The 14,131-nt window shown below is 46.2% G+C and carries 11 protein-coding genes; 8 read left to right on the top strand and 3 right to left on the bottom strand.

The window, feature by feature from the left end; all coding sequences use genetic code 11:
- Window positions 1-16 precede the first annotated feature (16 nt).
- Complete coding sequence (locus CLV98_RS19865) at window positions 17-1,756, bottom strand: capsule assembly Wzi family protein (protein ID WP_109677258.1); 1,740 nt, start codon at window positions 1,754-1,756, stop codon at window positions 17-19.
- 124 nt (window positions 1,757-1,880) lie between these two features.
- On the opposite strand from CLV98_RS19865, the gene upp reads away from it, so the two are divergent.
- The gene (gene upp, locus CLV98_RS19860; RefSeq protein ID WP_109677256.1) at window positions 1,881-2,522 is read left to right on the top strand and encodes a uracil phosphoribosyltransferase; all 642 of its coding nucleotides are present in this window, start codon (window positions 1,881-1,883) and stop codon (window positions 2,520-2,522) included.
- A 49-nt stretch (window positions 2,523-2,571) separates the two neighbouring features.
- On the opposite strand, the gene CLV98_RS19855 is transcribed toward upp, so the two are convergent.
- Window positions 2,572-5,628, bottom strand: coding sequence for a TonB-dependent receptor (locus tag CLV98_RS19855; protein ID WP_109677254.1), 3,057 nt, complete (start codon window positions 5,626-5,628; stop codon window positions 2,572-2,574).
- A gap of 297 nt (window positions 5,629-5,925) precedes the next feature.
- Between CLV98_RS19855 and CLV98_RS19850 the strand changes: the two genes are divergently transcribed.
- Window positions 5,926-6,993 carry a mannose-1-phosphate guanylyltransferase gene (locus CLV98_RS19850; RefSeq protein ID WP_109677252.1) on the top strand — a complete coding sequence of 356 codons (1,068 nt, stop codon included), beginning with the start codon at window positions 5,926-5,928 and terminating at the stop codon, window positions 6,991-6,993.
- Between the two features lie 34 nt (window positions 6,994-7,027).
- On the opposite strand, the gene recF is transcribed toward CLV98_RS19850, so the two are convergent.
- Window positions 7,028-8,122, bottom strand: a complete 1,095-nt coding sequence (recF, locus tag CLV98_RS19845) for a DNA replication/repair protein RecF (RefSeq protein ID WP_109677330.1) — start codon at window positions 8,120-8,122, stop codon at window positions 7,028-7,030.
- A 127-nt stretch (window positions 8,123-8,249) separates the two neighbouring features.
- Between recF and pdhA the strand changes: the two genes are divergently transcribed.
- The 6 genes from pdhA (at window position 8,250) to trpD (ending at window position 14,099) form a co-directional block, all read left to right on the top strand.
- Window positions 8,250-9,281, top strand: coding sequence for a pyruvate dehydrogenase (acetyl-transferring) E1 component subunit alpha (gene pdhA / locus CLV98_RS19840; RefSeq protein WP_109677250.1), 1,032 nt, complete (start codon window positions 8,250-8,252; stop codon window positions 9,279-9,281).
- Between the two features lie 207 nt (window positions 9,282-9,488).
- On the top strand, window positions 9,489-10,361 hold the full coding sequence (gene tatC, locus CLV98_RS19835; protein WP_109677248.1) for a twin-arginine translocase subunit TatC: 873 nt from the start codon (window positions 9,489-9,491) through the stop codon (window positions 10,359-10,361).
- 277 nt (window positions 10,362-10,638) lie between these two features.
- Window positions 10,639-12,060, top strand: a complete 1,422-nt coding sequence (locus tag CLV98_RS19830) for an anthranilate synthase component I family protein (protein WP_109677246.1) — start codon at window positions 10,639-10,641, stop codon at window positions 12,058-12,060.
- Between the two features lie 8 nt (window positions 12,061-12,068).
- Window positions 12,069-12,458 (top strand): tautomerase family protein, encoded by a 390-nt coding sequence (locus CLV98_RS19825; RefSeq protein ID WP_109677244.1) that lies wholly within the window; start codon window positions 12,069-12,071, stop codon window positions 12,456-12,458.
- A gap of 40 nt (window positions 12,459-12,498) precedes the next feature.
- Window positions 12,499-13,065 carry an anthranilate synthase component II gene (locus CLV98_RS19820; RefSeq protein WP_109677241.1) on the top strand — a complete coding sequence of 189 codons (567 nt, stop codon included), beginning with the start codon at window positions 12,499-12,501 and terminating at the stop codon, window positions 13,063-13,065.
- A gap of 44 nt (window positions 13,066-13,109) precedes the next feature.
- Entirely contained in the window at window positions 13,110-14,099 is a 990-nt protein-coding gene (gene trpD / locus CLV98_RS19815) for an anthranilate phosphoribosyltransferase (protein ID WP_109677239.1), read from the top strand.
- The last annotated feature ends 32 nt before the right edge of the window (window positions 14,100-14,131 follow it).

Raw genomic sequence — 14,131 nt, 5'->3', positions numbered from 1 at the left:
TTAGGAAACGGTGTTGTCAATAAGTTTGTTGGCGGTAGGCCATATTATAGCGGAGGGCCAAGCTAAAAACATGCGATTTGGCGGCATATTGTGCTTCTTCAGCGTGCACCTTTCGGTAGAGCATTCGGCCATCAAGGAACAGGTTATGCGCCAAGGCATAGGAAACCCGGAGGTCGGCAAAGCTGGTCTTTGTCGAAACTCCCTGCCCTATTTTATTACCTTCATCGAAGTAACGGCTGTCATAGCTTTTCATCAAATCACCTCCATAACTCCTTTCAGAATAGGGAATATCCTTGCCTTGGTCCGCGAACATCAGGGTACCATAGGCCGACAATCGGGAATTGACCCGATACCTAGCAATGGCCAGTAATTCCCTGAAATTGGCCCCCAATGGGTGTGCCAGTGCCTGCCCGTAATGGGCATAGTTTCGCCCTCCATCCTTATGGGAGTAAACGTAGGGGCGGGCCAGGTTATACTCTAATTGCAGGTCTAAGTCGGGCACTTCGAAGGCATCTACATATTTGGAACCTATCTGCAGCGCATATTTATTGGTCCAGGACTTACTCCCATTGAACATGTACTTGGTGAGGAACTCGTCGAGCATAAACTGGCTATATATCGACATCTTTTTATTCAATAACCAGCGAAAGTCCAGTCCAATGAGGGCATTATCTTCGCTACCGATATACGACTCTACATAGCGATAAAAAATAATGGGATTGAGATAATTGAGGTCGTAGCCCCCACCAACGGAATCGCGGCTAAATACTTCCGCTTCAAAAATCCCCAAATTGATTTTATCGGTAATGTTTACACTCAAATGATGTATGGCCGCAAATTTCTTGCTCCGTAGGCCGTCCCGTCCCGTAAATGATTGGTCGTTAATCATGCTGGTCCATAGGTTGGTATACTGAAACTTGCCAAATCGGGTATCCATCCGCAAAAACAGGTAAGGGCTGCTGTTATTGGAGAGGATCATGGACCGATATCCACTACCAAAGGATTGATAGTCATTACCAAACTTTACGTTGATGTATTTTAGGGGCTTAAAAGTGATATAGCCTCTGGCAGAAAGGAAATCGGAACCACCATTTTTAGTCGTTTTAGACAAGCCTTCCCCAGGGAAGCTATACTCTGGCGAAAAACTACGAACGTATTGAGGAAAAAGGCCTTGATTATCGGCCACGAAGGTATAGAACCCGAGCTTTTCATTGATCATCCCTCTAAGCTCTATACCGCGACCGGTAAAAAATAATGCTTTATTGCTCTGGGCTCCATCATCGAACCCTATAAAGTTGTTGGTAACGAAGTTAAAATGAAGATCCCAATCCTTGCTATGCTGACCATATAAGTCGGCGGCATGTTTCCAATATTTGGGTTGGCGCTGCCCCCTCCATTTCCTATACCATCCGAGCCTGGCCCATTGGTTATATTTGACCGAATCGGTGGCGGCAAATCCCTTAGTCCACTCCCAGCTATCCTCTCTCAGGTAGTCGATGGCGTCCCAGTCCCGAGCCGTCAACGACACCGTCCCCTCTTTAAGAATAGAGTCGGTCAAGGCCACGACGGCCTTTCTTTCAAATGGTTTTACATTATAATTAAACCCTTCGCTAAACCGCCCCCGCTTTATCTCCAGCCGGTCTATCAGATGCTCATAGTCATCATTCATGGGAATAAAAGCACTCTGGGCGATGGAAAATGACGAAAACAGAAAATTAAGAAGGATTATAAAATACCCGATAATTCTTTGATACATAGGATGTATAAAATAATTCTATACGCATACCCGGTTTCATACAGAAGCGTGATTCACAAAAGATTCAAATTACGTGAATGAATTTGTATTATCTTGCATTTTAGAGACTAAAACTTCCAAAGTTATGTATTTACTTTCCCAGACGCCCTCCATTGCCGACCACTATCTCTCCGAATTACGGAACATTCAGGTGCAACAGGACCGAATGCGTTTTAGAAGGAACATTGAGAGAATTGGGTCTATCCTGGCTTATGAAATTAGCAAAAGCTTAAGTTACAAGACTGAAAAAGTAGAGACCCCCTTGGGGACGGCCCCTTCTAGGAAACTTCTCAAACCGGTAGTTCTCAGTACTGTCTTAAGAGCAGGACTCCCTATGCACCAAGGATTTCTCAGTGTTTTTGACCAAGCCGACAATGCCTTTATTGGTGCCTATAGGGGGCACAACTTGATGGACGACGAGTTTGAGGTAGAAATGGACTATATCACCAGCCCAGACCTCACCGGTAAAACGCTGATTCTGATGGATCCCATGTTGGCCACAGGAAAGTCCATGGAAAAGGCCTATCACGCCCTCTTACGCTTTGGCATGCCCGCCCAAACTCATATCGCCGCCGTACTAGCCAGCACCGACGGAGTACAATACTTACAGGAACGAATCCCCCAATGCCGCCTATGGCTTGGTGCCATAGACGAGGGTCTCAACGAGCAATACTATATTGTCCCCGGACTGGGGGATGCTGGAGACCTATCTTTTGGGGAAAAATAAATAAACGGCAAGGTCCGAAGCCAGCCCCCGACCTTACCGTTTCGAACCCTTAGCGGTTAAACATTTGGTCGAAAGTCACAGAAATATAATACATGGACCCCACCGAAGGATTGGCCCAGCCCGTCGTATAGAGCTTCCCTGTAAGGTTAGTAGCTCCCACCTTAACGATGGACCTTATGGGGGTGATCTTCTTGCTTATTTGGGCATCGAGCGTAGAATACCCCGGTATGACGGTCTGATCGCCTACAGTTGACACTATCGTAGCCAATGTCGAGTGCCAAACCATCTCTGTTTGCTGGCGGAAGGTCACCCCGAAGCCCCAGCCCGAACGGTTAATGTCCCGATTGGAGAAACCTAAATTATAACGGTATTTTGGTGAGTTAAAAAAGGAAATAAAAGACGGATCATTTCGTTTCAGTTCATCTCCATTATTGAGTTGATTCTGAGTTACGTTGGCATTAAAGGTGTATCCCTTGCCCAGTACATAGTCAAAGCCAATTCCCCAGCCCGAATTTTTTACGATTTGGGAGGCATTCACTGGAAAGCTATACGCATTCCGTTTGGAAGCATCTCCCAGATCGGTAATAGGGCCATTGGGATTTATTTTTTGCAGAACTAGCTGCACCCCATCGAAAGTGAGGAAGCGGTTGTAATAATAAAATGCATCAATATAAAGCTTCCTTCCGACGACCCCTTTATAGCCTACCTCGTAGGTCTCTACCCGCTCGGGCTCCCATTCTTTAAATTCATATGGTTTTAAGCTACCATCAGCCAAGGCAGCGGGAGTTACGTCCGTCTGTGCGTATACCGGATTGTCGTACATGGCGTATTTATCCCGAAACAAGGGCAATCCACCAATCAATCGGACGTTAGGTGTTTTCAAATTAATATACTGATTTTGGGTTGTAGGAATCCGGAATCCCCGTTGAAAGGAGGCCCTAAAGTTATGCTCCCCGGCCACGGTCCATACCCCAGAAACCCTTGGACTAAACTGCCCTTTAAAATTTTCATTTTTATCGTACCGTACCGACGCTGTCAGCTTAAAAACATCTTTGAAGGTCTTCGATCCTTGGGCATATGCGCCCCATTCGTTAATATTAAACTCCTTACCTTCCGGAGTACCGTCTTGGGTTTCGAAGAGCGTTCCCTCCGAATTCAGGTCGTAGAGCCTGTAGCTAGCTCCTACGACCAGCTCCAAGGTTTTGGGGTTTATTTGCTTATTAAAATTATACATGGCCTCCCCATGATAGAGGTTAGACTTATCCAAAAACTTGGCACCCGAAGGTATAGGCTTCTTTTTGAGCTCTTCTATGGAGCTGTCGAAGAGCGTACCACCGGGCAGATAGGCCTCGTTGGCAGCAGTGATGCTGGGTGCCAAGGCGGCCTCAAGCCATGATGTGCTGTTTGCCGAAGCGAAGGTATTGGCACTTTGGTACGCCGCTGCGAGAGCCTGTTGCTGAGTAAGTCCTTGTGCCAATCCCGTGCTAAAGCTCTGTAGAAAGGCCCCAGCATAATTGTTGAGGGAAGTACCTACAAAGCCAGGCAATATCGAGGGCAATGCCCCCCCAATACTAAGGAGATATTTCTGACTAAGCAGATCCCCCATCACCCCCAGGGCATGAGCATCACCCGAATTTTCGCGTGTGGTGTAGGCCCTTACAAAAAAATTGCTCCCTCTTACTTCCGCTTTATATTGACCTATGGTGAAATTTTGAATGTTGTAGCGGTCTGCAGCCGTATACACCGCCGACCCTTTACCCCAATTGGCCTGTAGGATGGCCTCTATGTCATCGTTGAGTCGGTAATGTATGGAGGCATTCAGCTTCAAGCTTTTGGCAGGATAGTTGGTAAGCTGGTTTTCAGCATAGCCGGGTGCTCCAATATAATAGCTGTTGGGCACGATCTGATTGAATATATTGCGACTCACGGCCAATTGCTGCGCCGGGTCGGCGCCCCCCAAAAGCTGTGGCAAGGTGGCCCCCGTAGCCGTTACAGGAGTGGTCATAATGGCCCCTAGCACCGAGGAAGTCCCGTTCTGCCCATCCCCTGGCAGCCCATTACCATATAAATTGGCATATATTCCAGCTCCAAAATTAGACCCTACCGTGCCATCTCCAAATCGGTTCACCCCGTTGTAGGTGGGGTTATTGCGGATATTATCGGTATTATTGTCGAGGGTACTGCCGTTGGTAAGGCTCATGTCCCGGTAGTCGGTGGCCTGCCAGTCCTTGGCCGTCAGATACGACGCATTGACCTTAAAGGCCAATTTATTGTTAAAAGCCTTGGCATACCGAACCCCCACATCATAAAAAGGCGTGTTTACAGTCGTTCTATTGCTGGCATGCATGACCCCCGTTTTTGCATAAGCACTTAACCCCTGATAGGTAAAGGGCGACTTGCTGTTCATCAGGATGATTCCATTGATGGCATTGGGTCCGTATAGGGCACTAGCCGCTCCGGGAAGTACTTCCACACTCTCTACGTCGAGCTCAGGAATACCGGCCACATTTCCTACCGGAAAGTTCAGGCCAGGGGCTTGATTGTCCATGCCGTCTATCAGCTGTACCACGCGGGTGTTGCCATTGGCCCCAAACCCCCGGGTACTCACCGATCTAAAGGTAAGAGACTGGGTACTCATTTCTATGCCTTTTAGGTTTTGTAAGGCATCATAAAAAGAGGACTGGGGGGTCTCCCGGATGGTCCGGATATCTATTTTTTCGATAGAAACCGGCGACTGCATCACACTTTCCTCTACCCTCGACGCCGATACCACCAGCTCCCGCCCCATCACCACTTGTTCGGTTAGCGCTAGCTGCAGCTGGGTTTGCCCCGGAGAAATAGCTTCCTCTATAGTGGCATAGCCTATTGAAGATACCACCAATACAAACGGCGGATCGGTAGTGGTAGTCAAACTGAAAAGGCCCTCCTGATCGGTTATTGTTCCAATAACCTTCCCTTTTATCTGGAGACTCACCCCTATGAGTGGCTCCTGGGTAGCGGCATCCCTGACCGACCCCGAAAGGGTAAACTGTGCTGAGGCAACCATACTTTGAAGCCACAAAATCGACACCAAAAATAGGGACTTTGGTATAATGTATTTTTTCATGATTAAATGGATAGCTTGAGATGAATTTTTACTAATATACAGATTATTACCATTAATATTGTTCTAATAATTCAAAATTTTCTCTCCATATTCATAGAATGAAAATTATTCAATTCCTCCCTGACATTACCCTACATTAATTCTATATACAGGAGCCTAGTATAGAAAGATCACTATGCATCAGTCGTTTATCTTATATCGAAAAATAGTAGCTTTGTAATTTTCTCTTTAAGAAGGGGACAGAAATAATCTTTATGTATAGCTTTATGGTTTCAATCGCGCTATAACATTATAAAAATGAATAATACCTTCGTAATAATCATGGCAGGGGGAGTTGGGTCTAGATTTTGGCCATTCAGCAGGACCTCCTACCCAAAACAATTTCACGATGTACTGGGTACCGGCAGAAGCTTATTACAACAAACCGCCGATCGGTTTGAGGGAGTTTGCCCACCCGAAAATATCTATATTGTCAGTAGCGAAGAGTACAAAACTTTAATTTCGGAGCAGCTTCCATTTTTAAAGGAGGAGCAGATATTGCTAGAGCCACACAGAAGAAACACGGCTCCTTGCATTGCCTATGCCTGCTATAAAATAGCCGCGATGAACCCGGATGCTAATATTGTGGTAGCTCCAGCCGATCATATCATACTCAAGGAGGGCGTTTTTAGGAATACCATCAAAGTTGCCCTAGCAGCCACACACCAGCAGGACATTCTCATCACCTTGGGCATACAGCCTACCCGCCCCGACACCGGCTATGGGTACATACAATACATCCCCGACAAGCTTACGGTAAAGAAAGTGAAGACATTTACCGAAAAACCCCAACATGAACTGGCCGTTCAGTTCATTGAAAGTGGGGATTTTGTTTGGAATGCTGGCATCTTTATTTGGAATGTCAACAGTTTCAAAAAAGCCCTTCAGGAATTTCAACCTGAGATTGCCGAAATTTTTGAAGAGGGAATTCCTTATTACTATAAAACCGCTGAACAACAGTTTATCCAAAGGGCTTATCAGCATTGCGGCAGTATTTCTATTGATAATGGGATCATGGAAAAGGCCGAAAACGTTCACGTGGTTTTGAGCAGCTTTGGCTGGTCGGATCTGGGAACATGGAAATCACTATATGAATTATCCGAAAAAGACAGTCTGAACAATGTGGTGGATGGGCAAGCCCTGCTCTTTAATACTACCAATTCTATCATTAAAACCCCAAAGGACAAGCTAGTGGTCGTCAATGGACTAGATGGGTTTATAGTGGCAGAGTACGACGGAGTACTGCTAGTGTGCAAGAAGGACGATGAACAAAAAGTAAAGGAGTTTGTTTCGGAAGCCAAGCGGTTGAATCCCAAATTCGTATAGAAAGAAGCAAGGTCAAAGGCTGCAGTAAGGCCATCTAAACGGCGGGGCGGTTGATTTCAAAAAACCGCACTTCCGCCTTTACCTTTTCAAGGATTTTTTCGGATCGTTCGGGTCGGGCATCGGTAATAAACACCTGGCCCAAAAAGCCATCATCTATCAGCTCTATAAGTTGGTGGATGCGCAGATCGTCCAGCTTATCGAATATATCGTCCAAAAGTAGGATAGGAGTGAGCTCTTTCTCTATTTTTAATAGCTCGAACTGTGCCAATTTCAGGGCGATCAGGAAGGATTTCTGTTGCCCTTGCGACCCAAATTTCTTGAGGCTAACTCCATCAATTTCAAATACATATTCGTCCTTGTGTGTCCCTTTTAAGGTTCTGTGGGCGTGCAGGTCACGGGAGCGGTTTTTTCGAAATTCTAATTCAAAACTGGGACTGGCCACCTCGCTTTCGTAGGTGATATCTACGCTTTCTTTTCCCCTGCTCAAATACTGGTAGTATTTCCTGAACAACGGCATAAAGCGGCTCATAAAATGGCTTCTATGCTTATAAATCTGTTGAGCATAATGAATAATAGGCTCATTATAGGTTTCTAGCAGGTCCTCATCCAGGTAATTTCTTTCTCCAAATAACTTTAGCAAGGCGTTTCTTTGCTGAAGAATCTTATTGTACTGCAAAAAATCGTGGAGATAGTCGCCGGTAGCCTGAGAAAGCACCCCATCGAAAAACTTGCGCCGGTCCTCGCTACCATCCCTAATAAGGTCGGTATCGTTCGGGGCGATCAACACCAAGGGGAACTGGCCGATATGATCACTAAGTCGGTCATAATTCTTTTTATCGGCCATTATGACCTTCCTTTGGCCCTTTTGGTAGCTACAGGTGATCTGTACGCTTCGATCCTGCTGACGAAAAACCCCATCGATCAGAAAAAAATCGGCCTGATGTTGAACCGCCAAGGCATCTTGACTTTGGAAAGCACTTTTGGTAAGGCTAAGAAAATAAATAGCATCGAGCAGGTTAGTTTTACCGCTGCCATTTTCCCCAATGATGCAATTTACCCGGGCTCCAAAGGCAAAAACACGCTCTTCATAACTCTTAAAGTATGTAAGATGGAGTTTTTCTAGCCACATGAGCTTCATTGTTATTTAGTTTATGCTTATTTTCGCAAATCATTTGCGTGAGTACGGCAACAAACAGACTCTGTTCAACCATTAACTTGAAGACAAAGTTCTGTCTTTATAAACGAGAACCAAATACATGGCTACCGTTACTGAAAAAAAGAAAGCAGCAGCACCAACAAAATTACAGCATTCGAAGGAACGTTATATGTTCTGGTTCGAGAATATGCTATTGCAAAGACGCTTCGAAGAAAAATCGGGCCAGCTTTATGGTCAGCAGAAAATTCGTGGCTTTTGTCATTTGTATATCGGTCAAGAGGCTTGTTCCTCTGGTGCGGTAACCGCCCTTCAGAAGGGGGATAAGTACATCACCGCCTATCGGGATCACGGAATACCCTTGGCTTTAGGCACCGATCCTAACGCCATTATGGCCGAGCTCTTTGGTAAAAAGACCGGTACCACCAAAGGTAAAGGAGGCTCTATGCACATCTTTGACAAGGAAAATGGCTTCCTTGGAGGACATGGTATCGTAGGGGCACAAATTCCCTTGGGAGCAGGTATCGCCTTCGCTGAGAAATACAAAAAGACGGGAAACCTGTGTATTTGTTATTTCGGTGATGGTGCCATCCGTCAAGGAGCTTTTCACGAAGCACTCAATATGGCTACCACTTGGAAACTCCCAGTGATTTTTGTGGTTGAAAACAACGGATATGCGATGGGTACTTCCGTAGCCCGCTCTTCTAACGTTACCGAGTTATATACCCTAGGCGAAGGATATGATATTCCTTCGGAGCCTGTAGATGGTATGAGCGTGGAGGCTATCCATGATGCCGTTTCTCGTGCTGCAGAGCGCGCTAGAAAAGGTGATGGACCTACCTTCTTAGAATTTAGGACCTACCGCTACAGAGGACACTCCATGTCGGATCCTCAGAAATACCGGTCCAAAGAAGAGGTAGAGGAATACAAACACCGCGACCCTATCGAGCAGATCAGGGCTATCATTCTCGAAAACAAAATGGCCACAGCCGAAGAACTGGATGCCATCGATAAAAAGGTAAAGGGGGTTGTCGCCGAATCGGTCAAATTTGCCGAAGAATCCGACTTCCCAGACCCATCGGAAGCCTACACAGATGTGTACGCCGAAAATGACTATCCTTTCATTATGGACTAAGGCCATACCAAGGTACAATATCAACCCGCCGCCCTCATGCGGCGGGTTTTTTAAGTAAATACGATTTTCAGGATGCGTCGATCTGGTGAGCCCATATATTCGTACATAGTTTTTATCATTAACCCTCAGGAATAAGGGGTCGTTAGCCAGGGCCTACCCGGCAATACGAGCTCCTCATGACTGAATCCCAAGTATTATTTTTAGCGTATGCCTTTAGATCAGGAAGTTGACAATACGGAAGAAGACTCAGGTGAAGAGATGTCCTTTCTGGGACATCTAGAAGAACTAAGATGGCACGTGATCAGAGCGGCAGGATCCATTCTTGTATTCGCCATCATTGCCTTTATTTTTATAGAAGAATTATATCATTACGTCATCATAGCCCCCTCACAACCAGGCTTCTGGACCTACCGCATGCTCTGCCAATTGGCCGACAAGGTAGGCTACGAGGAACTATGTATCAAGGCGCTCAACTTTAAGCTTCAAGCGATTGGCGTTGGCGATCAGTTTACCATGAGCATGACCTCGTCGGTAATAGCGGGTCTGGTCTTCGCCTTCCCCTATGCTTTTTGGGAAATCTGGCGCTTTATAAAGCCGGGGCTCAAGCCTTCCGAAAGGAGATCGGCCAGAGGTGCGGTGTTTTATGTTACCTTCCTTTTCTTTTCAGGGGTGTTTTTCGGGTATTATATCGTAACTCCATTAGCTATTAATTTCTTAGCCAATTTCACCCTCGACCCGGCCATTATCAACGAATTCAGCCTTTCCTCGTATATTTCTTTGGTGGCTACGCTTACGCTGGCTTGTGGCATTGCCTTTCAGCTTCCCGTAGTGGTATTCGTACTCTCCAAAGTAGGGGTCCTTACTCCATCCTTTATGAGGGAATACAGAAGGCACTCGATGATCGTAATCTTGATTGTGGCGGCCATCATCACCCCCTCTCCAGATATTTATAGCCAAATATTGGTAGCCATTCCTTTATTCTTGCTATTCGAAATCAGTATTCTGGTGTCGGCCAAGGTAGAAAGAGAACGCTTACGTGAAGAACAATCCTTACAAGGTTCGCAGCCTTCGGAAGACTAAAATAAATAGATTGTAAAAATAAAAAGACCAGGGTCATTGATAATCTCCCTGGTCTTTTTATATATTTGCGCCACGGATCCTTCTCAATACTAGGAAGTAGATCAAAAGAAATTATCATGAATATCGAATTGAATATCGTATGGTGGTGGCAATCTCGTCTAAAGGAATTGGACGCGTAAGTTGCTATATGGTATACAATTAAAAAATACTCGTATCACGGCTCGCTGTTCATTCAACAGCGAGCCGTTTTTTTTGTTTCCTACTTTTATTTCTAAACATGCAAACCGAATCAAAAAACTTCCCTATTCAGTCAAAATTCAAAAAACTTTTGGCCGATACATTGACCCCAGTTTCGATTTATTTGAAGCTCCGGGATCGGTTTATCAATACGATACTTCTGGAAAGCTCAGACTACCACGGCAATGAGAATTCATTTTCTTATATCTGTTGTGACCCTGTGGCCTCTTTTAAGCTCAACGACAGCCAAGTGACCGCCACCTACCCCAATGGCGAGATCGACACCTACTCCCTGGAGAAAAGAAAGGATGCAGTGCAGGCATTATATGGTTTTGCTCAAAGCTTTAAGTCGGAAAAGAACAATTTCCCCTTCAATACCAACGGCCTCATCGGGCATATGACCTACGACGCCGTACAGTATTTCGAAGATATAGAGATCCAGGGAACGACACCAGAAACGGAAATAGACCAGATATTCTATCAAGTTTACCGTTATGTAATAGCCATTAACCACTTCAAAAATGAGCTTTACATTTTCGAACATACCTATGGGGACCAGGTACGAGAAAGCGGCTTAGAGCAGATAGAAACCCTGATCAAAAACCGTAACTACCCCCAGTATGGGTTCAAAGTCCTAGCGGAAGAGCAATCCAACGTTACCGACGACGAGATGCGGGCCGTTATCCAACAAGGCATAGACCACTGCTTAAGAGGGGATGTTTTCCAGATTGTCCCTTCTAGGCGCTTCAGCCGTAGTTTCCAAGGCGACGACTTCAACGTATACCGCGCCTTACGGTCTATCAACCCCTCTCCATACCTGTTTTACTTCGACTATGGCAATTATAAAATCTTTGGTTCCTCTCCCGAAAAACAGATTTTCATCAAGAACGGTCAGGCCGAAATACACCCCATAGCCGGGACCTTTAAGCGTACAGGCGACGACCAAGCCGATGCCGTAGCCGCCCAAGATCTACTTAACGACCCCAAGGAATCTGCCGAACACGTGATGTTGGTCGACCTGGCCCGCAACGACCTAAGCCGCAGCTGCGAGGCCGTGGTAGTGACCAATTACAAGGAGGTGCAGTACTACTCACACGTAATACACCTGGTATCGAAAGTGGTAGGGAGCATGAAAGAGGGCGTCAACCCCTTACAACTGGTGGCCGATACGTTTCCCGCCGGTACCTTGTCGGGTGCCCCTAAGCACAACGCCATGAAGCTCATCGACCAAATGGAAACCAGCAACAGGAGCATTTATGGAGGTGCCATCGGTTTTATGGATTTCAATGGAGACTTCAACCATGCCATTGCCATTCGTACTTTCCTAAGCAAGGACAATACCCTTTTCTATAGGGCTGGGATGGGCGTAGTAGCCAAGTCGGTGGTAGAAAGTGAGCTGCAGGAGATTAACAGTAAGCTAGCGGCCCTTCGTAAGGCCATAGAGTTTGCCAACGAAATATAATTAGCCTTATGTCTCAAATCAAAATTTACGGAATTGCATCGGTACTCAAGCCTATGAGGAGCCAGCTATCGGAGGTTCTCCATGGCTGTGTGGTGGAGGCTTTGGCCTATCCTAAAGATAAGCGAGCCCATCGGTTCTTCTATTTAGACCATGAGGATTTCTATTCACCAGAGGGACGTTCAGAAAGCTATATCATCTTAGAATTCAATCTATTTGAGGGCCGATCCACCGCCAGTAAAAAAAGGCTCTATAGTCTGATTTTCGATCGTTTTGAGCGAGTATTGGGACTTCGGCCCCAGGACGTTGAAATAGTTCTGATAGAGTCCCCAGCTCACAACTGGGGAATAAGAGGCCTTCCTGGCGACGAACTTCGCCTCAATTATAAGATAGATGTGTAAGTTTTTAAGCAATTAACCATTATTTATATATTCATTTCAGATGAAAATATTAGTTCTCGATAATTACGATTCTTTTACCTACAACTTGGTCTACATCCTACGTGAGCTTCACGACCAAGTGGATATCGTCCGAAATGACAAAATAACCCTTGAGGAGGTAGGGCAGTATGACAAAATACTGCTTTCTCCCGGGCCAGGTATCCCTTCCGAAGCGGGCATTATGCAAGACGTGATTCGGCACTACGGCCCCACCAAGAGTATACTAGGAGTATGTCTGGGACACCAAGGTATCGGTGAAGTTTATGGAGCCACTTTACAGAATATGTCCGAAGTACTGCACGGAGTGAGCGACTTAGCCATCATTACCGACCCTGCGGAAAGGCTATTTCAGGGACTACCCGACACGATTAAGGTAGGGCGTTACCATTCCTGGACCGTGCTGCCGGAGTCCTTTACCGACCAACTGAAGATAACGGCCGTCGACGAGCAAGGCAGAGTAATGGCCCTAGCACACGCCCAATACGACGTGCGTGGCGTGCAGTTTCACCCGGAATCGGTGTTGACCGATCACGGAAAAAAAATGTTGCAAAATTGGCTGGCTAGTTGAGTACATTTATATAAAATTAGCAGCCACCACAATACCCTAATCCTATGAAAAAAATTCTTAGTGACCTTTTTGAATACAAAGTACTTACCAAGGAGCAGGCCAAAGAGATTCTGATTGGCATTGGAACCGGAAAATATTCAAATTCAGAAATTGCCTCCTTCCTGACTATATATGCCATGCGTAGCATCACCGTTCAGGAGCTAGAAGGTTTCCGCGACGGCCTGCTGGACCTTTGCCTACGTGTGGACCTCTCCGCTTACGACCCCATAGACGTATGTGGCACGGGAGGCGATGGAAAAGACACCTTTAATATCTCTACGTTATCCTGCTTCGTAGTAGCGGGTGCCGGCCAGCGCGTAGCTAAGCATGGCAACCATGGTGTCTCTTCTCTTTGTGGCTCCTCCACCATTCTGGAGTATTTGGGCGTTAAGTTCACTAACGAATCCGACCGCCTAGAAAGGCAAATTGCCGAAGCGGGAGTCTGTTTCCTACATGCTCCGCTCTTTCACCCGGCCATGAAAAACGTAGGACCGGTACGACGCGAATTGGGTGTCAAAACCTTCTTCAATATGCTGGGACCCATGGTCAATCCGGCATCCCCCCAAAAACAGCTCGTGGGCGTATTTAGCCTTGAGTTAGCACGTCTTTTTGCCTATCTTTACCAACAAACCAACAAATCATTTCTGGTGGTTCACTCTTTGGATGGTTATGATGAAGTGTCTTTGACGGGGGCTTTTAAGGCCATAGGCCCCCATTCCGAGCAGCTATTAACACCCGCAAACCTAGGCCTGGAAACCCTTGCCGCCAGCCAGCTCCACGGCGGAGCCACGGTAGCGGACTCTGCTGCTATATTCATGAATGTTCTTAACGATAGGGCTACCTCGGCGCAGAAACAAGCGGTACTCGCCAATGCCGGAATGGCACTTTATTGTGCCAATCCGATGTTATCCTTAGTAGAAGCCGTTGCCAAGGCGAGGGAATCATTAGAAAGTAAGAGAGCGCTCGACTGTTTTAATAAATTGACGAGTATCTAAACTTAATACCAGGTAATAAACACATTATGGAC

It is taken from the genome of Dyadobacter jejuensis (assembly GCF_003149085.1).
Taxonomy (GTDB): domain Bacteria; phylum Bacteroidota; class Bacteroidia; order Cytophagales; family Spirosomataceae; genus Dyadobacter; species Dyadobacter jejuensis.
Note: the sequence above shows the minus strand (reverse complement) of the source record. Positions and strands in the feature narration are given on the sequence as shown.

Bases quoted from the DNA above. Each gene is read 5' to 3' on its own strand.
- CLV98_RS19865 (WP_109677258.1), bottom strand. From the start codon at position 1,756: ATGTATCAAAGAATTATCGGGTATTTTATAATCCTTCTTAATTTTCTG.
- upp (WP_109677256.1), top strand. From the start codon at position 1,881: ATGTATTTACTTTCCCAGACGCCCTCCATTGCCGACCACTATCTCTCC.
- CLV98_RS19855 (WP_109677254.1), bottom strand. From the start codon at position 5,628: ATGAAAAAATACATTATACCAAAGTCCCTATTTTTGGTGTCGATTTTG.
- CLV98_RS19850 (WP_109677252.1), top strand. From the start codon at position 5,926: ATGAATAATACCTTCGTAATAATCATGGCAGGGGGAGTTGGGTCTAGA.
- recF (WP_109677330.1), bottom strand. From the start codon at position 8,122: ATGTGGCTAGAAAAACTCCATCTTACATACTTTAAGAGTTATGAAGAG.
- pdhA (WP_109677250.1), top strand. From the start codon at position 8,250: ATGGCTACCGTTACTGAAAAAAAGAAAGCAGCAGCACCAACAAAATTA.
- tatC (WP_109677248.1), top strand. From the start codon at position 9,489: ATGCCTTTAGATCAGGAAGTTGACAATACGGAAGAAGACTCAGGTGAA.
- CLV98_RS19830 (WP_109677246.1), top strand. From the start codon at position 10,639: ATGCAAACCGAATCAAAAAACTTCCCTATTCAGTCAAAATTCAAAAAA.
- CLV98_RS19825 (WP_109677244.1), top strand. From the start codon at position 12,069: ATGTCTCAAATCAAAATTTACGGAATTGCATCGGTACTCAAGCCTATG.
- CLV98_RS19820 (WP_109677241.1), top strand. From the start codon at position 12,499: ATGAAAATATTAGTTCTCGATAATTACGATTCTTTTACCTACAACTTG.
- trpD (WP_109677239.1), top strand. From the start codon at position 13,110: ATGAAAAAAATTCTTAGTGACCTTTTTGAATACAAAGTACTTACCAAG.